Source organism: Amycolatopsis nalaikhensis (assembly GCF_030264295.1).
Lineage (GTDB): Bacteria > Actinomycetota > Actinomycetes > Mycobacteriales > Pseudonocardiaceae > Amycolatopsis > Amycolatopsis nalaikhensis.
In genome coordinates, this window is sequence record NZ_CP127173.1 from 9315087 (window position 1) to 9332867 (window position 17781).

Below are 17781 nucleotides of genomic sequence, written 5' to 3' on the forward strand. Positions count from 1 at the left end.
GGTCCGCTCAGCGGACCCGCGGAAAGCCGGTCAGCTCACGCGCGGCTTCGGCCGCGGCGATCCCGACCAGCTGCCGCAGCCGCGCCAGCTCACCCGGGCACGAGCTCAGCACCCCGAGCGCGGCGACGACCCGGCCGTCGGGGGCGTGGACGGGGGCCGCGGCACAGCTGCGCCCGGCGACCTGTTCGGACCGGGCACCGACGTCCGCGCCGGTGAGCAGGACGTCGGCGAGCGGGGTCGGCGAAGGCAGGACGGTACCGGGCCGGATCACGGGAAGCCGCGCCGAGTGCCCGGCGAAGGTGGCGACCACGAGCACTTAGGAGCCGGAAAGCACCCCGACGACGACGTCGGTCCGCGTCAGCTTGGCCAGCCGCACCGCGGGCCGCCCGACGGCGGCCCGGATCCAGGCGTGGGTCCGGCCGCGGCCTTCGCACAGGCGGCCGAACATCGGCCCGACACCGTAGCCCCGGATCCGGTGTTCCACCGCGCCCATCCCGCAGAGCTGTTCGAGCAACCGGTGCGAGGTCGACTTGGGCAGCCCGGCCCGCCGCGCGACCTCGGTGAGGCCGAGCTCGGCTTCGGCGTCGGCGAGCACTTCCAGCAGCGCGAAGGCCCCGGCGAGCACACTCCGCCCTCTCGCCCGGCCCGCGTCCCCCTCGGCGTCGGTTTCGGTCAAGCGCAGGTCAGAGCCGTCCGTGAGCATCCGCGCCTCCCGTATTGGGCCGGATGGCCCCGCCGCGGTGACAGTCGCACGACGCCACGAGGACGTTACGGGGAGCCAGCCACCCGGGGGACTCAGGCGAGGTCTTCGTAGTCGAACTCGACGAATTCGGCGGGCGCGCCGGGGAGGTCGCCGGCGAGCGGCGCACCGTTGCCGTTGTCCTCACCGCGGTGTTCGAAGCGGTCCTCGCCGAAGAACCGCCGCCGTACGCCGGAAGCCCGGAACAGCGGGGTGAGGCCGTCCGGGGCGATGAACTTGACGCCGATCCCGCGTGAGCTGACGACATCGAGTGCCGCGGACGCCGAAGCGAGCGGCAGGGCGTCGAGCGGCGCCGGGACGGTCGCGGCCAGTTCGATCCGGGCGTCGTGGTTGCTGGAGACCAGCACCACGGCCGGTCCGGTGCCGAGCAGTTCGGTGATCACCACGTGGTCCCGGGGCCAGCGCCCGGCTTCGGCGAGCGCGAGCACGGTGCGGCCGAGGGTGTAGCGGTCGGCGATTTCCGTGCTGTGACAGGCTTTCGCCTGGAAGACGACGCCGTGCTCCCGGGCGAAGGAGACCGCGATGCGCAGGGGCCCGGCCGCCACGGCGTCGGCGGAACCCGAGACCGTGATGCTGACGTTGCCCGCCGAGCAGTAGTCGAGGTCGATGTCGCGGCTGCGCTGCCGGACCTTGAAGGGGATGCCGAGCTCGGTCAGCGTGGTCTGCCGCTCGAACTTGTCGCGGCGGAGGATCCCGACGTCGCCGAGCTCCAGGTGGGTGTGGGGCGGCCAGGCCGACAGGTAGTCGAACTGCGCGCGCATTTCGCGGGTGTACTGCTCGAACATCGCTGCCACGGCAGGCCTTCCTCGGTGCGGATCGATCGGGGCTCAGGGGCCGACGTGGAGGTACGGGGCCCAGCGCGACGGCCGGTCCGGGTACCGCTCGCGCAGTTCCCGGACGGCGGCGTGCAGGGCCCGCGCGCTGCCGGTGGCATCCCCGGCACCGCCCAGCTCACGGTAAAACGCTTCGGTCAGCTCGGCTGACGCGGTGTCGTGCGCCGACCAGAGCGTGGCGATCACGTGAACGTACCCGGCCAGGTGGAACGCGCCACCGACGTGGAGGACCTCGTCGGCGAGCAGCGTGCTGCCCTGCGCGGTTTCGCAGGCGGTCAGCACGGCCAGGACGCCGCAGTCGGTGTCCAGCTCGGCGAGGTCCCGGACCGACAGGGGGCCGTCCCAGAGCCGGACGTTGCTATCCGAGGGCTGGACGACGTCGTTGCGGCCGTGGCACGCGAAGTGCACCCACCCGTGCTCCGGGAGCTCGCGCAGGACGGCGGCGCGGGTCGCGTCCGGACCGCGCAGCACGACGGTCTCCGGGAACAGTTCGGTCAGCAGGTCGCATTCGCGGGTGACGCCGGGCAGCCGGGCGTGGCCCGGCGTGTGCGGCATGGCCACGACCATCCCCCGGCCGGGCGTCTCCGGCCGACCGCGGCCACGAGCCCGCAGGAGCGCGCCGACGGTCGGGGTGTACGAGGACACCGTCGGGTCGGCGACGGCGGCGTGCACCGGCAGGAAGGACAGCACCGACGTCGGTGACCACCAGATCCGCGGGACCGGGGTGTCGAGCGTCGCCATGACCGGCAGGGTGATCGTGCTCCGCAGCCAGTCGATCGTCGCGGCGACGGTCTGCTCGGCGGCGTCGAGTTCGGCGGCGGTCTTCGCGCCGCCGCACGCGACGTCGAGCGCCTGCAGGAACTCGCCCGCCCGCTCGACCAGGTCCGTGAGCTCGAGCCCGGGCAGCGCGACCGCGCGGACCCCCGACGCGGTCAGGACGAGCGCGTCGCACCGGTAGCGGCTGACGTTGATCGCGACGACCGGGCCGTCCGCGGCGGCGGGCACCAGGTCGGCGAACCGGGGCGACCGGAACAGGGCGGCATCACCGTATTCCGCGCGGATCGTCGCGACCAAACCGGCCCATTCGCGGGCGAGTTCGTGCCGCCGGTCCAGGTGTTCGGCACCGTCCGGGGCCACCGCGGTCACCGAGCCCGTGAGCGCCGGGTCGTCGCGCAGCTCGGCGAAGCGGCGCGCGAGCTCCGGCGCGCGAGCGGACAGGTCGGCGAGGTCGCCGCGTCCTTCCAGGACCCGGGCGTGCAGGATCGTGCGTCCCGCTTCGAGCAGTTCGACGGCCTTTTCCGGCTGTCCGGCGGCGATCGCGCACGCGGCCGCGTCGCACGCGACGCCGGGGTTGCGGGCCAGCTGGAGCTCCTGGTCCGGGCGGCTCAGCTGCCGGCCGCTCACCAGCGGGAGCTGCTCGACGGCGACCGTCATCGCGGCGAGTGCCGCCTCGGCGTTCCCGGCGTTCAAGGCCGCGTCGCCACCCAGTCGCGCGGCCAGGATCCGGGCCTCGGGTGAGGCCGTCGGCATCGTCGCGGCCGTGTGCAGCGTGGCGAGGGCCCGCGTCAGCTCCGCCGGGTCGTCGTCGCGCACGTGGCGGGCCAGCTGCAGGCGCCCCAGCGTCGTGAGCACGACGCATCGCGTCGGGTGGTCGTCCGGGAGCAGCGAAAGCGCGTGCCGCGCCGAGCGGTCGGCGACGTCGAGGTCGGCCGCGGAGCCGGTCTCGTCGTACCGGTCCATCAGCGCGGTGGCCAGGTTCGCGAGGAACCCCGGCGGGTCGGGCAGCTCGCGGAGGCGGACCGCCTCCGCGAGGATGCCGATCGCCGCGTCGCGGTCGGCCCGCTCCCCGGTGAGCCGGTACATCCGGAACCGGGCGCTGCCCAGGTTTCCCAGGTACAACCCGCGTTTGACGTGGCCGGCGGGCAGGTGGTCGACCACCCACTGGAAGGCGGCGACGGCCCGGTGAAGCGCGTCCGCGGCCTCGGTCAGCCGGTACAGGACTCCGAAGGCGGACCCGAGGTTGGTCCGGATGGTGAGCTGGAGGGGCCGGTCGTCGAGCAGTTCCTCGGCCGCCGCGCCGAGCGTCGTGATGGCTTCGGCGAGCGACTCGCGGTCGGCGGTGAGATCGCCGCGGTGCCAGAGGACCCGGCCGAGCAGGTTCCGCCGCAGCGGGCGCATCGGATCGTCGGCCGAGCTGGCCGCCACCGCCGCCCGTGCGGACCGGACCGCCTCGTCGAGGCACGCCGCGTCGCCGGTCGCGAGGTGCCGGGCGAGCAGGGCCGAGGCCAGTCCCGACCGCCACAGCGGTTCGGCCGGGTCCGCGGAGATGGCCTGGCGCAAGGCATCGACCGCCGCGTCGAGGTCGGCGGGGTCGCCCGTCACCGAGAACCGCTCGGTCAAGGCCGACCCCAGCTCACCGAGGGCCGACGCGCGGCGCGCCGTCGAGCGGGCTTCGGCCAGTGCGGCCCGGGACACGGACACCGCTTCCTCGATGGCGGCCGGGTCACGGGTGTTCGCGAACAGCTGGCGGCAGGCGGCGGCCAGCCGGCCTTGGAACCGCGGACGCTCCGGGTGCGCGGCGGGCATGAGCGCGACGGCGCGGCGGAACACCTCGGCGTGCTCGGCCAGGTGCCGCCGGTCGCCGGTGCGGTCGTGCGCCAGCGCGAGGATGAGCCCGAACTGCTCGAGCAGCTCGAAGTACCCCGGGTGCGCCTCCCCCGCGGCCGCGACAGCCCGGCGGAGCGTGTCGACCGCGCGCGCCATCGCGGCCCCGTCGTTCCGGGCTTCGGCCCGCAGGACCAGCAGGAGGCCGAGCTCGCGCAGGCAGTCCGCCCGGTCCGGGTGGTCGTCGGGCAGCGCGGCGGCCGCCCGGTCGAGCGCCTCGGCCGCCTCGTCTTCGACGGCCTGGTCCCCGGTGACGATCGCCCGCGCCCGCAGCACGCGGCCGAGGTTGTGCAGGCTGTCGGCGTGGAAGGGCGAGCCCGGCTTCGTGACGGCGACGGCTTTCCGTGCGGTGGCCACGGCGTCCGCCGCCGCCTGTGCGTCGCCGGTCAGCTCCTGCTGGGCCAGCAACCCGGCGCACAGGCTCGTCAGGCGCTGCCCGTGCAGCGGGTGCCCGGCCGGGGTGGCATCGACAGCCTCCCGCAGCACGGCGACACCGCGGTGGAGCAGCTCGGAATCGTGCCGGGCGGTGGCCTCCCGCACGAGCCGGGTGCCTTCCCGGACCAGGGTTTCCGCCCGTTCCACGATGGTGCCGTCGACGACCTCCGCCCCCTTTCCGAACAGGCTCCGCAGCGACCACGGCACGTATTCGGGCAGGTATTCGTGGACGGACCGGAAAAGCTCGATCGCGGCGCGGAGATCCTGTTCGCCGTCCCGCGCGCCGAGCTGCCGGTGGCGGGCGAAGTGCACGCAGGCCGCGGTGTAGTCGGTCAGCAGGGACAACACTTTGCGTGCCTGGCGATCGCCTCCTCGTCCGGCGACCAGGCGTCGCAGGGCGGCGACTTCGTCGAGCAGACCGGGGTCGAGGGCGGCTCGCGGATCGTCACCGTTCACGCGGGCCGTGATCCGGCCGGACAACTGCACGATGGGATCGTCGACGTCCATTCCCGGTATGACCATGCAAAAGACTCCTCGCGCGTGACCCGGCCCGCACGAGGTTAGCGTTTCGCTTCCGGGACCGGTCCGGAACCGGGAAATTCAGCGGGCGGGCTCCGCCCGGTCGAACCAGTCGAGCGCGAGCTCGGCGACCGCGTCGGGAGCGTCGTCGGTGATGAAATGCGCCGCGTCGTCGATGAACGCGAGTTCGAAGCGCTCGGCGTACTTCGCCGAGTCGCCGCAGAGGCGGCGGACGAGTCCTTCGTCGTACGGGTGGTCCTTCCGGCCGAACACCGCGAGCGTCGGCGGGCGCAGCCGTTGCTTGCTGAACACCCCGCGTGCGAACTGCGTCGACACCGGGAGCACCATTCCGCGGTACAGCCGTCGCACCGCGCCGTCGATTTCGGGGCGAGCCAAGGGGGCCAGGTGGGTGGCGAGGGTCTCGGCCGGCATCGGCCGGGCGACGTATCCGGCGGAGAAGAGGCCCGCGAGCGAGCGGCCGGGGCGGTGCCAGATCAGACCCGGCATGTGCCGCATGCCCGACATCAGCTTGGGGCTGAAGGACATGAACACCGGCGGCACCGAGAGCTGCACCAGCGTGCGCACCCGCTCGGGATGGCCGTAGGCGAGCTGGACGGCGGTGATCGCCCCCATGTCGTGCGCGACGAAGTGCGCGCGCCCGACCTCGAGCGCGTCGAGCACGCCGAGGAGGTCGGTGAGCCGGGTTTCGCGCTCGATGCGCGGGTCGTCCGCGGTCGTCCACCCGGCGCCGCGCAGGTCGGGGCAGAGCACCCGGTAGCCCCTGCCGGCGAGCACCGGGGCGATCGCGTGCCACTGCCACCAGTGCTGCGGGAAGCCGTGCAGCAGCACGACCGGCTCGCCATCGCCGACGGTCGCGACGTGGCTGCGCAGGCCCGGCGTTTCGACGAAGAGATGCGTGAAACCGGGTGCCTCGGGTAACGGCGGTTCGGATGTGGACATGCCGGCTCCTTCGCCCCCCGGGCGGATACTATGTTCATAGTAGGCCGGCGCCGGAGGGGAGTCCATGCCCACGACCAGGGAGCGCGCGCTCGACGCGGCCGTCGAACTGCTGGGCACCGAGGGCGTGCGGGCGCTCAGCCACGCCCGCGTCGACGCGCGCGCCGAGCTGCCCGCCGGCTCGACGTCGAACTGGTTCCGCACCCGCCGGGCGTTGCTGGCCGGGGTCGTCGACTGGATCGCCGAGCACGAGCGCGCCGACTTCGCTCCGGCGGGCCTGCCGCTCGTGACGGGCCCCGAAGAGCTGATCGACGGCCTCTGCGCGATGGCCGAGCTGCTGACCGGGCCGTTCGCCGTGCGCACCCGAGCGCGCTACGCGCTCTTCCTCGAGCTGGCGCCCGACCCCGAACTCGGGGCCCCGCTGCGGCGCCAGCGGCAGGAGTTCGAGCGCTGGACCGAGCGGATCGTCACGGCGGTGGGCATCCCCGACCCGGTCCCGGCGGCCCGGGCGCTGATGGCCCTCGGCGACGGCCTGCTGCTGCACCGCCTCACGATCGACCCGGCACTCGACGTGCGCCCGGCCGTCGAGCGCGCGGTGCGCTCCCTCGTCCCGGAGGCCTAGCCGGCAGTCCACATCAGACGGAGGTCGAATCCGGCGGGAACCCGGATCCGGTCGGAAGTTACACCTGACCGCGATCAGTCTCGCACCTAGTACTTTCGGCCGATCTCCGCACGGCGAAAACCCTTCGAACGTCGTGAGCCATCTCGGGGTTCTTGTTCCGGCGCCGGTTTCGTCGTCGATCACCGCCCTACTGTGGCGGTGCTTGGTGATCTTGAAACGGATCAGGAGAGGGGACCACTTTGCCCAGCCGGAAAAGATTCCTCGGCGGCACGCTCGCGGCGGCGGGCACCGCGGCGGCACTCGCGCTCGCCACGGCCGTTCCCGCGGCCGCGGCCGCGCCGTCCACCGTCGAACAGGACGTCGCGCAGCTCTACCAGGACGTCACCGACCTCTACAACGGACTGCCCGCGAACGCCGTGCGCGGCGTCGACCGGCTCATCGAGTCGCCGGTCCCGCGGATCGGCCCCCGGAGCCGGGCCGCGCAGGGCCCGATCCCCGGGTGCACCGAAGGTTCGCTGCTGACGTACGCGAACAAGCTCGCGTCGCAGCTCACCCCGCTCGAAGGGCAGGCGCTCGACGCGTTGTCGGCGCTCGGCCAGCTCTACGTCCAGGGCGTCGCGTCCGACAAGACCCCGCAGGTCTTCGGCACCGACGGCCAGTACACCGCCCGCGCCACCGACACGATCGGGAAACTGCGCGGATTCTGGGACATCGAGAGCTGGAACATCCAGCTCGTCGCCTGGAAGGGCACCGATCTCGGCAGCCAGGCGAAGATGGCGCAGACCTTCAGCCTCGGCCTCGCGCCGTCGAAGGTGAAGGACGCCGCCGCGCTCGCCACCAAGGTGCTCTACGAAGTGCCCGGCCTGCAGGGCGGCCGCAACCCGCTGCTCACCCTGAACGCGTTCGCCGCCCCGGCCGACAGCCTCGGCGGCAAGCGCGTGGCGCTCGGGGACGGCCTGCTCGACACGGTGAACCTCCTCGGGTTCGACGACGTCTCGGTGGAGTCCGTCGTCGGCCACGAATACGGCCACCAGGTCGACTTCGCGCACGACAACCACCCGCGCAACGAGTCCTCCGAGATGGGCCCGGACGCCTACGGCGGCTACTTCGTCGCGCACGCCAAGGGTTACGCGTGGGACGCGCGCACCCAGCAGGAGGTCACCTACCTGGACGCGTCCATCGGCGACTGCTACCACAGCCACGGCACGCCCGACCAGCGCAAGGCCGCGGGCGCCTGGGGCGAAAAGCAGGCGACGAGCCAGGACAACCCGAACCGGGTCGTCCCGTCCGCCAAGATGATCGAGAAGTTCCAGAAGGTGTACCCGAAGCTGATGCCACCGGCCGACCAGCCGGCCGCCGCGCTGGCCGCGGCGCACGGCTGAGTCCCGGGTTCAGGTCAGCGGGCCGTCTCCCCCGATCCGGGGTGACGGCCCGCTTTCCCGCGTGATCGTCATCATCGCGTTGCCGCCGCGCTGGAATTCGTAGTCCACGGGCCGGACGCTCGTGCGCAGCCCGGCGGCCGCCAGCGCGGCGCGCACCGGCGCCAGTTCCGGGTTTTCGGTCATCCCCATGGGCACCAAGGGGAACACGCGGACCTCGCGGCCGACCCGGGCCAGCTCGCGCAGGCTCGCCACGTGGAACTCGCGGTCGAACCGGTCGGCGTAGCTGAACAACAGGTGTGAGCTCAGCACCAGGTCGAACCGCCGGTCCGCGAACGGCAACGCGGGCAGCGCGGCCCGGACGTAGTTCTCCGGGCGCGCGGCGCGGTCGGCGGCGAACAGCTCCACCGACCGGGTCCGCGACTCGAGGTAGTGGTCCGGGTCGCGGAAGTACGTCCACACGTACTCGTCCGGGTTGGCCTGGTGGTAGGCGTATCCGCGGCCCAGGCTCTCCAGCGCCGTCGCCCGCACCTGCTCGACCGGGTGCTCGTACACCGGGTCGCACGCCAGCGCGGTCCCGCCCGCCGCGGTGACCTCGGCGGTCAGGCTGGCCGCGCCGCCGGGGCAGTCGAGGACGCGCCCGGCGAGGTCGGCGTCGGTGAGCGCGAACATCCGGCGGTACTCGTCGAGCGAGCGCGAACTCACGAGCACCGCGCCGATTCTGTTCTCGGGGCGAAATTCGTCCGTTTTGGACACCGATGTCTCCTCATTTTCCCCATTGCCGCCCAGCGTGTGGACAATTACCCGGTATTCTCCCCTCCCGTGACCGAGGGAGGGGTTATGCGCACATTCCGGCGGTGGATCACCGCCTCAGTCGCCGTCGTCGCCGTCACCGCCCTGGGCGGCTGCGGCCTGCTCGGGGGGTCGGACGACACCGCCGCGGGCGGCAACGACAAGGTCGAGAAGGCCACCGTCAAGGTCGGCATCATCCCGCAGCTGATCGACATCGCCGGCTTCGAGCGGGCCCGCGGTGCGGGCTACTTCGGCGCCGAGGGGCTGCAGGTCGAGCTCGTCACCATCAAGAGCGCCACCGAGGCGGTGCCCAAGCTCAAGACGGGCGAGCTGGACTTCGCCTTCGGCAACTGGACGTCGTTCCTCGCGGCCCAGTCCGAAGGAACGGCCGATCTCCGGGCGGTCGCGGACGGCCTGCAGGCCAAGGAGGGCATGACGGCCCTGGTCGCGATGCCGCAGTCGCCGATCAACTCGGCGAAGGACCTGGCGGGCAAGTCCATCGGCGTCAACGCGCTGGTCGGCAACGTGACACTCACCAGCAAGGCGGTCATCAAAGCCGCCGGTGCCGACCCCGGCCAGGTCCAGTTCAAGGTCATCCCGACCGCGAACGCGCTCAACGCCCTGCAGACCGGGCAGATCGACGTCATGTCGCTGCAGGAGCCGAACCTGACCACGGCCAAGCAGAAGCTCGGCGTCAAGGTCGTGGCCGACCGGGCGACCGGGCCGGTCGCGGACTTCTCGATCAGCGGCTACGTCGCGCCGGCGAGCTTCGTCCAGAACAACCCGAAGACGACGGCCGCCTTCGCCCGCGCCATGGCGAAGGGCCAGGGAGACCTCGCCGACCAGCAGACGGTCCGGAAGACCCTGCAGGACTACGCCAAGCTCGAACCGGCGGTCGCGAACGCCGTCGGCATCGGGGTCTTCCCGACCTCGGTCGACCCGGCCCGGCTGCAGAAGGTCGCCGACCTGATGCTGACCTACGGCGAGCTCAAGCGGAAGTTCGACGTCGCCCCGATCGTCTACCGGGCACCGGCGCCGTAGGTCATGCGCCGGTTCCTCCGCCGCCTCGCCGGGGTGGCCGCGCTCCTGCTCGCCTGGGAGGGGTTCAGCCGCTCCGGCGTGATCACGCGGGAGTACTTCCCGCCGCCGTCCGAGGTCGCCGTCGCGCTGGTCCGGATGCTGGGCGAGCGCGAGTTCCTGCTCGACCTGGTCGCGACGCTCCTCGCGTGGCTGATCGCAGTGGGCGTCGCCGTGCTGGTCGCCGTTCCCGCCGGCCTGGTGCTCGGCAGCATCCCGGTGGTGCGCACGGCGGTCGGCGCGGTGATCGAGTTCCTGCGGCCGATCCCGGCGATCATGTGGTGGCCGCTGTTCTCCATCGTCCTCGTGGACGGACCGCGGACGAAGATCACGCTCGCGGTGTACGCGGCGGTCTGGCCGATCCTGCTCAACATCGTCTACGCCCTCGGCGAAGTCGACCGCGGGTACGTCGAAACCGCGCGGTCGTTCGGGCTCGGCCGGCTGTCGGTCCTGCTGTGGGTGAAGCTGCCCGACGTGGTGCCGTTCGCGATCACCAGCCTGCGCATCGCGGCGACGTTCGCGCTGCTGGTGGTGTTCTCGACGGAACTGGTGTTCGGCGGCGACCGCGGCATCGGGATCTACCTGATCCGGTACGGCGAAGAGAGCGGACGGCTGGACATCGTGCTGGCCGGCGCCGTGCTCGCCGGGGTGCTCGGCTACCTGAGCAACAGCGCTTTCGCGGCCCTGCAACGGAAGTTCGTCGTGTGGGCGCCCGGGGAGCCGCGGTGACCGAGCGGACGGAGGCGCCGGCCCGGTTCGTGACGGGGTTCGTCCGGCGGTGGGCGGTGTTCGCGGGGTGCGTGCTCGTCTGGCAGGCGCTGACCGCGTACTTCGACGACGCGTACTTCCCGACCCCGCTCGAGATCGCCGGCAAGATGCACGAGCTGTGGTTCTCCGGCCCGGCGAGCCACCTGTTCCTGACGACGGTGGCGGTCGACGACATCGTGCCGAGCCTGGGGCGCCTGCTGGGCGGCTGGCTCGCCGGCGGCGCGGCCGGCATCGCGCTCGGGCTCGTGCTGGGCCGGTCCCGCGCCGGGCTCGACTACGCCGACGCGGTCGTCAACTTCGGCCGCGCGCTGCCGGCCCCGGCCCTGCTCCCGGTCTTCCTCGTGCTGTTCAAGATCGGCACCCCGGTCCAGCTGGCGACGATCGTGTTCGGCGTCGTGTGGCCGGTGCTGCTGAACACCGTGCAGGGCGCGCAGTCGGTCGAGCCGGTCATGGTCGACACGGCGCGGGTGTACGGCGCCTCGCCGGCGCGGCTGCTGTTCACCGTCGTCCTCCCGGCGTCGCTGCCCAAGATCTGCTCCGGCCTGCGGATCGCGCTCGGCCTGTCGCTCGTGCTCATGGTGATCTCCGAGCTGGTCGGCGCCACCAACGGGATCGGCTACCGGTTCCAGCTCGCCAGCCAGAGCTTCGACCTGCCCGCGGTGTGGGCGTGGATCGCGCTGGTCGGCATCCTCGGCAACCTCCTGAACTGGCTGTTCCTGCTCGCCGAAAACCGCGTCCTCGGCGGCCGGGCGCTCCGCTGAGCCGTCTTGTCCGCATGCGGCCAATGGCCTCCTTCGCTCATGCGGCGACCCGGAAACCCCTCATAAGCTCTGTCCCGTCGAGCCGCCTTCCCGGGGCCGCGGCCGACACAATTCTTCCATTCCACGAAGGGTTTCCCATGTTCGGAAACAGAGTTCGCGCCGCTGTGCTGGCGTTTCTCGTGCTGCTCAGCGGCCTGGCCACGACCGTGCTGACCACCACCCCCGCCTCCGCCGCGGCGTCGTGCGCCGGTGGGGTCTCGGTGTACGGCGTGCTGCCCGACGGACGGCTCAGCTACACCACGATCGACCCGGACAACGGCAACATCACGCACGTCGTCGTCTCGTCCAGGACCCTCGGGTTCACCGCGAAGGCGGTGGCCACGCTCAACTTCAACACGGTGCTCGTGACCTCGACGGCCGGTGTGCTCTACCGCGTCGACGTCGTCACCAACAGCGCCAGCCTCACCTTCAACGACCCGATCGACCTCCAGCACGGCTGGACCCACAACCTGCTGTCCTACGACGGCCACGGTCACCTCTACGGCACGACGTCGGGCGGTTCGCTGCTGCAGTACCTCGTCTCGGCGACCAAGCCGGGGACGAACCAGATCGGGCAGCGCCGGGAGATCGGCAGCGGCGGGTTCGCGCTCAAGACGCTCGCCGCGGCCGGGGACGACCGGCTCATCGCGACCGCGTCCGACGGCCAGCTGATCAGCTACGCCGTTTCGCAGACCGGCACCACCTACACGCGCGCCCAGCTCGACGACGCCGGCTGGCAGAGCTTCGAGAACCTCGTCTCCCCCGGCGGCGGCCTGTACTACGGCAAGAACCCCGACGGCGCCATGTACTGGTACGAGGACGACAACCCGGCCGACGGCTCCGGCACGGACATCGCCTACCACCTCGACGACCCGGTCGCCTCGCGCGGCTGGACGCAGTACCTGCTCTCGGCCGACCCCGCCGGCTGCACCAGCACGACGCCGGTCCAGCCGCTGCGCTCGAAGATCGCCACCCTCGCCACCGGCGAGGTCGGCACCACCGAAGCGAGCTGCGACAAGTACAACGACGCCTGCAACCAGGGCGCGCTCGACTGGTGCGCGATGTTCGCGACCTGGACGTGGTCCGCGGCCGGCGTCTCCGGCGTGCCGCGCAGCACCTACGTCGCCCGCGCCCTCGGCAAGTGGGGCGTCGACCACGGCCTGTTCAAGTACCGCTCCAGCAGCACCCACGGCAGCCCGAAGATCGGTGACTGGGTCATCTACGGCGCGCCGGACGGCACCACCGGCGGGCACGTCGACGTGATCACCGCCGTGCACCCCGACGGCACGCTCACCGTCGTCGGCGGCAACGTCAGCAACAAGGTGACGCGACGGGTCATCGACCCCGACACCGCCCGGTCCGGCGCGGACAACGTGCTGATCTCCGGCTACGTCTCCCCGCCCGGCGCCTGACCCCTTCCCCCAGGCGGTGCCGCGGCCCGGCCGCGGCACCGCCCCGCCCACCTGGAGCTTTCCCATGCGCATCACCACGAGATCGATCGCGGCGGGCCTCGCCGCGCTGTCCATCCTGACCGCCGGCGCCACCGCCGCGAGCGCCACCACCGAGACCGACGCCATGGCCGCCCGCGTCCAGCAGCTGGCCGCCTACACGACGGCGCCGTGCGTCACGGGCGGCCCGACGGCGGCGGACAGCGCGGCGGCCACCCGCCTCAACAGCGTCCTCACGGGTGCGTTGAAGGGCTACATGACGCCGTACCGCGTGTCCTGCGCCCGGGCCGTCATCAACGCCGTGCAGGCCCGAGGGCTCGACGAGCGCGCCGCGGTCATCGCGATCACCACCACCATCGTCGAATCCACGATCGAAAACATCAGCGAGCAGGTCGACCACACCAGCCTCGGCCTGTTCCAGCAGCTCGACTCCTGGGGAACGGCGACGCAGCGGCTCAACCCGGCTTGGGCCACCAACGCGTTCCTGGACGTGATGGAGGACTTCTACCCGAACGGCAGCTGGCGCACCGCGACGATCGGCGACGTCTGCCGGCGGGTGCAGCGCTCCGCCTACCCCGACCGCTACCAGCCGCAGGCCGCGGACGCGCAGCGCATCGTCGACGAGCTGAGCAGCCCGGCCTCGACGACGGTGTCGGTCTACGGCTCACTGGCCGACGGCCGGCTGACCTACAGCACGATCAACTCGCAGACCGGCGACCGCACGAAGACGCTCGTCTCGAGTGACAACCTCGGGTTCGTGCCCAAGGCGCTGGCGACGTTGAACTTCAACACCGTGCTGGCGACGTCGCCGGCCGGCGTGCTCTACCGCGTCGACATCATCACGAACAACAACTCGCTGCAGTTCGGCACCCCGGTGGCGCTGGGCAGCGGCTGGACCCACGACATGCTGACCTACGACGGCCACGGCCACCTCTACGGCATCGCGGGCAGCACCTTGATGTCGTACGTGGTGTCCCGGCCCAAGCCCGCGAGCACCCAGATCGGCCAGCGAGCGGTGATCGGAAGCGGGTTCACGATGCGCACGATCGCGGCGACGGGCGACGACTGGCTGATCGGCATCAGCACCACGGGTGTCCTGCGGTCGTACCACATCGCGGCCGACTACACGTGGAGCGGAGTGACGCTGGCGGACCGCTGGAGCAGCTTCGACCAGATCGTCTCACCCGGCTACGGCCTGTACTACGGCCAGACCCGCGACGGCGCGCTGTACCGCTACCACGACCACAACCCGTTCGACTTCGACGGCTCGGACATCCAGGGCTTCGGCACGGACCCGGTGGACACCGGGGGCTGGACGCAGACGCTGCTGTCGGCCCAGCCGTTCGGCGTCTGACCGCCGGCCCGGACGGTCCCGGCATGGGAGACGAACCGGCACCCTGGTGGCGCGAGAAGAGCGGCGGGCCCCGCCCGGACCCGCAGGGGTGGTGGCCCGAACCGGACAACCTGCACTGGGTGCGGAGCCCGGAGCCGAAGGAGGAGAACCACCCGGACCCGGCTCGCACCGAGTGACGGGATCCTCGATCGAAGGCACGTCGGCCCCCGCCGGCGTGCCTTCGCGCGTTTCAGGGAGCAGCTCCCGCACGCACAGGACGGCTTCCGGCTTTTCACCGTCACGGCATCCCGTCCCGTCCGGGGACCCGGACCCGCGTGCCGCCACCGTCCACGACGAGCTCGGCGCCGGTGGTGTAGGTCGCGTCGAACGCGAGGAAAAGGGCGGCCCGCGCGACCTCTTCCGGCTTCCCGATGCGCCTCATCGGGATGCTGGCGGCGAAGCGGGCGGCCGCCGACCACCGGCTGATCACCGATTTCCTGAACGCCTGGCGCGATTCGCCGCCCACGAGTCCCTGATCGACGGGTGGCTGCCCCTCTCGCACGTTCCTTCGTGAGGGTGGTGGCTCGTCGGCGCGCCGAAGCGCGGTGACGCCGAAGCTCGCCGACGAGCCACCTTTGACCGGAGCCACACCGGGACAAACACGCTGCAGCAACCCAACTGGGCGCCTCGGGTGTCGCTCTGCGCGACTACGGGCGGCTGCTCGCCGGCCGATCGGCCGGCACGGTTGCGTACGAGCGGTTCCCGGCCCGTACTCGGCTCCTGTCCCCGGTCGGAGCGATCCGGCCGGAAGATCACGGATGTGCGGTAAGTCACCGTCATCCCGATGCGGCCGACTGTACACCTCTTCGGCGGTCCGCGGGGAATTGCCAGCAAGGCCGCGGAGTGGGAGGCTGCTGGCAGGACGCGGTACCACCGCGACCAGGCCCCAGTGCCCTTTTCCCGGACCGGACCCGGCCCCCGTCGGGGACGGAAACCGTTGCTGGACAAGCCTTTGTGACTTAACCAGAGCGGTGACGCCGATGACTTCCACCCGACTTCCGGATACACCGGCCGCGGCCGGCAGTGACTTCGCCGAGCTGTCCCGGCTGGTCAAGGCCGCCGGCCTCCTCCAGCGACGGCGCCGGCACTACGCCGTGCGCATCGGGCTCAACCTCGTCGCCTTCGGCGGGGGCTGGGTCGCCTTCGCCTACCTCGGCGACTCCTGGTGGCAGCTGTTCCTCGCCGCGTTCTTCGCGATGATGTTCGCGCAGCTGTCCTTCATCGGCCACGACGCCGGGCACAGGCAGATCTTCCGCAGCCGCCGGGCGAACGACGCCACCGGGCTCGTCCACGGTGGACTCACCGGACTGAGCTACGGCTGGTGGATCGGCACGCACGCGCGCCACCACGCCAATCCCAACAACGAGGACGAGGACCCCGACGTCGACATCGCCGCGCTCGCGTTCAGCAAGGCGCAGAGCTCGCGCAAGCGCGGGTTCCTGCGGTGGATGGCGAAGTACCAGGCGTTCCTGTTCTTCCCGCTGCTGCTGCTCGAAGGCCTCAACCTGCACGTGTCCAGCGTGAAAGCCGTGTGGCGCAAGGATGTCCGCCGGCACAAGCTCGAGTCCGCGTTGCTGATCGCGCACCTGGCGGCCTACCTCGCCGCGGTGTTCGTCGTGCTCTCGCCGCTCACCGGAATCATCTTCATCCTCGTGCACCAGTTCCTGTGGGGGCTGTACATGGGCTGCTCGTTCGCGCCCAACCACAAAGGCATGGAAATGGTCTCGGCCGGGCACACGCTGGATTTCCTGCGCAAGCAGGTACTGACCTCACGCAACGTCCGCGGCGGTCCGGTCGCGGACTTCGCCCTCGGCGGCCTGAACTACCAGATCGAGCACCACCTGTTCCCGAGCATGGCCCGCCCGAACCTCAAGCACGCGCAGGTGATCGTCCGGGACTTCTGCGCCCGGCACGAGATTTCCTACGCCCAGTGCGGCTGGAGGCGGTCCTACGGGTACGTGTTGCAGCACCTGCACGAGGCGGGCGAACCGCTGCGGCGGAAGGCGAAGGTGGCGGCGTGAACACCCCGGCGCCGGGGGTGCCCCGTTCCGGCACGCAGTGCCCGAGCTGCCCGCACCCCCTCGGCACGCACGACGCGATAGCGCACCGCTACTGCGCCGCGACGGCGGCGGGCCGCGGAACCGATCGCGGCTGCGTCTGCGGCACGGCGCAGGACCACGTCGAGACCACCGGCGACCAGCCGCGGCCCGCATGACCGGTGGCGCCGGACCCACCGCCGGCTGTGCGCGGCTTCGCCGGGGACGGTAGCCGCCTGCGCCGCGGGGCCCGATGGACCGCTTCCACCGGCGCCGGGTCTGGCCGATCCGCGACGTCGGCAACGACGTCGTCGGCTTCGGCGCGCGGCGGCTGTTCGACGACCCGGCGGCCGGAGCCACGGTTAGCGTGGCCCCGGCCGGGTAGCCGGTTCCCATGGACAAGCCCGAACCTCCGGTCGGCGAGCGCCGGGTGGTGGCCGGCTACGACGGGTCGGAGCAGGCCCGGGCGGCCGTGGAGTGGGCGGCGTCCGAGGCGCGCAGCCGCGGCTGTGCGCTGGAAGCCGTGTACGTCGTCCACTGGCCGTCGTCCGGTCCGCACCCGGTCCCCGGCACCGTGGCGGCGGAGCAGGAGCTGACTGCGCGCACGCACGCCGAAAGCCTGCTGTCCGGAATCGGCGACGAACTCCGCCGGTCCTGGCCGGAGCTGACCGTGCGGACCCGCGTCGAAAAGGGCCGGACCGCCGAGACGCTCGCCCGCGTCGCCCAGCGAGCGGAGGCGCTGGTGATCGGGGCGTCCGGGCAGGGTGCGCTGCCGCGGGCCGTGCTCGGCTCGACGGCCGCCGAAGTCGTGCACACCTGCGAACGCCCGGTGGTCGTCGTCCGGCCGGACGACGCGGCCGGCGCGGCCGGGCCGGTGGTGGTCGGCGTCGACGGATCGGACATCAGTTCCGCGGCCGTCGCCTTCGCCTACGACTTCGCCGACCGGCGCGGGCGTGAGCTGCTGGCCGTGCACGCCTGGACCGACCTGCCGATGCACGCCATGGAACCCGTCGGCGGCTGGGCAGAGGACTGGCCGGACATCCGACGGCGCGGGCAGCAGCTGCTCACCGATTCCCTCGCCGGCCACGCGGAACGGCATCCCGGTGTCGTCGTCCGCCGGACGGTCAGCGTGGACCGGCCCTCTCGCGCCTTGCTGGACGCCGCCGCCGACGGCGCCGCCCTGCTGGTCGTCGGCAGCCACGGCCGCGGCACCTTCGGCAGGCTGCTGCTCGGCTCCGTGAGCCACGCGATGATCTACCACGCCCCGTGCCCGGTCGCGGTCGTGCACGCCGGGTGAC

18 protein-coding genes and 1 pseudogene are annotated in these 17781 nt (G+C 72.1%); 12 read left to right on the forward strand and 7 right to left on the reverse strand.

Features of this window, described 5'->3' with window-relative positions:
• Positions 1-7 precede the first annotated feature (7 nt).
• From QP939_RS45170 to QP939_RS45190, 5 genes are all read right to left on the reverse strand, one after another.
• Entirely contained in the window at positions 8-316 is a 309-nt protein-coding gene (locus QP939_RS45170) for a hypothetical protein (RefSeq protein ID WP_285452982.1), read from the reverse strand.
• Positions 317-703 (reverse strand): helix-turn-helix domain-containing protein, encoded by a 387-nt coding sequence (locus QP939_RS45175; protein WP_285452983.1) that lies wholly within the window; start codon positions 701-703, stop codon positions 317-319. It abuts the gene before it with no gap.
• A gap of 92 nt (positions 704-795) precedes the next feature.
• Positions 796-1554, reverse strand: a complete 759-nt coding sequence (locus QP939_RS45180) for a hypothetical protein (RefSeq protein ID WP_285452984.1) — start codon at positions 1552-1554, stop codon at positions 796-798.
• Between the two features lie 33 nt (positions 1555-1587).
• On the reverse strand, positions 1588-5214 hold the full coding sequence (locus tag QP939_RS45185; RefSeq protein WP_285452985.1) for a CHAT domain-containing protein: 3627 nt from the start codon (positions 5212-5214) through the stop codon (positions 1588-1590).
• 78 nt (positions 5215-5292) lie between these two features.
• Positions 5293-6171: an alpha/beta fold hydrolase gene (locus tag QP939_RS45190; protein ID WP_285452986.1), complete on the reverse strand. Its 879-nt coding sequence runs from the start codon at positions 6169-6171 to the stop codon at positions 5293-5295.
• 64 nt (positions 6172-6235) lie between these two features.
• Between QP939_RS45190 and QP939_RS45195 the strand changes: the two genes are divergently transcribed.
• Together QP939_RS45195 and QP939_RS45200 are read left to right on the forward strand one after the other, a co-directional pair.
• The gene (locus QP939_RS45195; protein ID WP_285452987.1) at positions 6236-6790 is read left to right on the forward strand and encodes a TetR/AcrR family transcriptional regulator; all 555 of its coding nucleotides are present in this window, start codon (positions 6236-6238) and stop codon (positions 6788-6790) included.
• A 239-nt stretch (positions 6791-7029) separates the two neighbouring features.
• Entirely contained in the window at positions 7030-8172 is a 1143-nt protein-coding gene (locus QP939_RS45200; protein WP_285452988.1) for a M48 family metalloprotease, read from the forward strand.
• 9 nt (positions 8173-8181) lie between these two features.
• On the opposite strand, the gene QP939_RS45205 is transcribed toward QP939_RS45200, so the two are convergent.
• Positions 8182-8880: a class I SAM-dependent methyltransferase gene (locus QP939_RS45205; protein WP_285452989.1), complete on the reverse strand. Its 699-nt coding sequence runs from the start codon at positions 8878-8880 to the stop codon at positions 8182-8184.
• A 129-nt stretch (positions 8881-9009) separates the two neighbouring features.
• On the opposite strand from QP939_RS45205, the gene QP939_RS45210 reads away from it, so the two are divergent.
• From QP939_RS45210 to QP939_RS45235, 6 genes are all read left to right on the forward strand, one after another.
• Positions 9010-10002 (forward strand): ABC transporter substrate-binding protein, encoded by a 993-nt coding sequence (locus QP939_RS45210; protein WP_285452990.1) that lies wholly within the window; start codon positions 9010-9012, stop codon positions 10000-10002.
• Between the two features lie 3 nt (positions 10003-10005).
• Entirely contained in the window at positions 10006-10767 is a 762-nt protein-coding gene (locus tag QP939_RS45215; protein WP_285452991.1) for an ABC transporter permease, read from the forward strand.
• Entirely contained in the window at positions 10764-11567 is an 804-nt protein-coding gene (locus QP939_RS45220) for an ABC transporter permease (RefSeq protein WP_285452992.1), read from the forward strand. The genes QP939_RS45215 and QP939_RS45220 overlap by 4 nt, the downstream gene beginning before the upstream one ends.
• Positions 11568-11704: 137 nt before the next feature.
• A complete protein-coding gene (locus QP939_RS45225; RefSeq protein ID WP_285452993.1) occupies positions 11705-13018 on the forward strand; it encodes a tachylectin-related carbohydrate-binding protein in 1314 nt (437 codons plus the stop codon).
• A 64-nt stretch (positions 13019-13082) separates the two neighbouring features.
• On the forward strand, positions 13083-14408 hold the full coding sequence (locus QP939_RS45230; protein WP_285452994.1) for a tachylectin-related carbohydrate-binding protein: 1326 nt from the start codon (positions 13083-13085) through the stop codon (positions 14406-14408).
• Positions 14409-14431: 23 nt separating this feature from the next.
• Positions 14432-14584 (forward strand): hypothetical protein, encoded by a 153-nt coding sequence (locus tag QP939_RS45235; protein ID WP_285452995.1) that lies wholly within the window; start codon positions 14432-14434, stop codon positions 14582-14584.
• A gap of 101 nt (positions 14585-14685) precedes the next feature.
• On the opposite strand, the gene QP939_RS45240 is transcribed toward QP939_RS45235, so the two are convergent.
• Positions 14686-14877: an SDR family oxidoreductase gene (locus tag QP939_RS45240; RefSeq protein ID WP_414641912.1), complete on the reverse strand. Its 192-nt coding sequence runs from the start codon at positions 14875-14877 to the stop codon at positions 14686-14688.
• A 550-nt stretch (positions 14878-15427) separates the two neighbouring features.
• Here QP939_RS45240 and QP939_RS45245 point away from each other — a divergent pair.
• The 4 genes and pseudogenes from QP939_RS45245 to QP939_RS45260 all read left to right on the forward strand — a co-directional run bounded on the left by QP939_RS45245 (position 15428) and on the right by QP939_RS45260 (position 17780).
• Entirely contained in the window at positions 15428-16468 is a 1041-nt protein-coding gene (locus QP939_RS45245) for a fatty acid desaturase family protein (RefSeq protein WP_285452996.1), read from the forward strand.
• Positions 16465-16662, forward strand: a complete 198-nt coding sequence (locus tag QP939_RS45250) for an RGCVC family protein (RefSeq protein WP_285452997.1) — start codon at positions 16465-16467, stop codon at positions 16660-16662. The genes QP939_RS45245 and QP939_RS45250 overlap by 4 nt, the downstream gene beginning before the upstream one ends.
• 65 nt (positions 16663-16727) lie before the next feature.
• Positions 16728-16841 (forward strand): annotated as a pseudogene (locus QP939_RS45255) (hypothetical protein); the annotation flags it as partial.
• Positions 16842-16877: 36 nt separating this feature from the next.
• A complete protein-coding gene (locus tag QP939_RS45260) occupies positions 16878-17780 on the forward strand; it encodes a universal stress protein (protein WP_285452999.1) in 903 nt (300 codons plus the stop codon).
• Position 17781 lies beyond the last annotated feature (1 nt).

Excerpts from the sequence above, each read along its gene's own strand:
- QP939_RS45175 (WP_285452983.1), bottom strand. The coding sequence starts at position 703 with ATGCTCACGGACGGCTCTGACCTGCGCTTGACCGAAACCGACGCCGAG.
- QP939_RS45185 (WP_285452985.1), bottom strand. The coding sequence starts at position 5,214 with ATGGTCATACCGGGAATGGACGTCGACGATCCCATCGTGCAGTTGTCC.
- QP939_RS45190 (WP_285452986.1), bottom strand. The coding sequence starts at position 6,171 with ATGTCCACATCCGAACCGCCGTTACCCGAGGCACCCGGTTTCACGCAT.
- QP939_RS45195 (WP_285452987.1), top strand. The coding sequence starts at position 6,236 with ATGCCCACGACCAGGGAGCGCGCGCTCGACGCGGCCGTCGAACTGCTG.
- QP939_RS45210 (WP_285452990.1), top strand. The coding sequence starts at position 9,010 with ATGCGCACATTCCGGCGGTGGATCACCGCCTCAGTCGCCGTCGTCGCC.
- QP939_RS45215 (WP_285452991.1), top strand. The coding sequence starts at position 10,006 with ATGCGCCGGTTCCTCCGCCGCCTCGCCGGGGTGGCCGCGCTCCTGCTC.
- QP939_RS45225 (WP_285452993.1), top strand. The coding sequence starts at position 11,705 with ATGTTCGGAAACAGAGTTCGCGCCGCTGTGCTGGCGTTTCTCGTGCTG.
- QP939_RS45230 (WP_285452994.1), top strand. The coding sequence starts at position 13,083 with ATGCGCATCACCACGAGATCGATCGCGGCGGGCCTCGCCGCGCTGTCC.
- QP939_RS45235 (WP_285452995.1), top strand. The coding sequence starts at position 14,432 with ATGGGAGACGAACCGGCACCCTGGTGGCGCGAGAAGAGCGGCGGGCCC.
- QP939_RS45245 (WP_285452996.1), top strand. The coding sequence starts at position 15,428 with ATGACTTCCACCCGACTTCCGGATACACCGGCCGCGGCCGGCAGTGAC.
- QP939_RS45260 (WP_285452999.1), top strand. The coding sequence starts at position 16,878 with ATGGACAAGCCCGAACCTCCGGTCGGCGAGCGCCGGGTGGTGGCCGGC.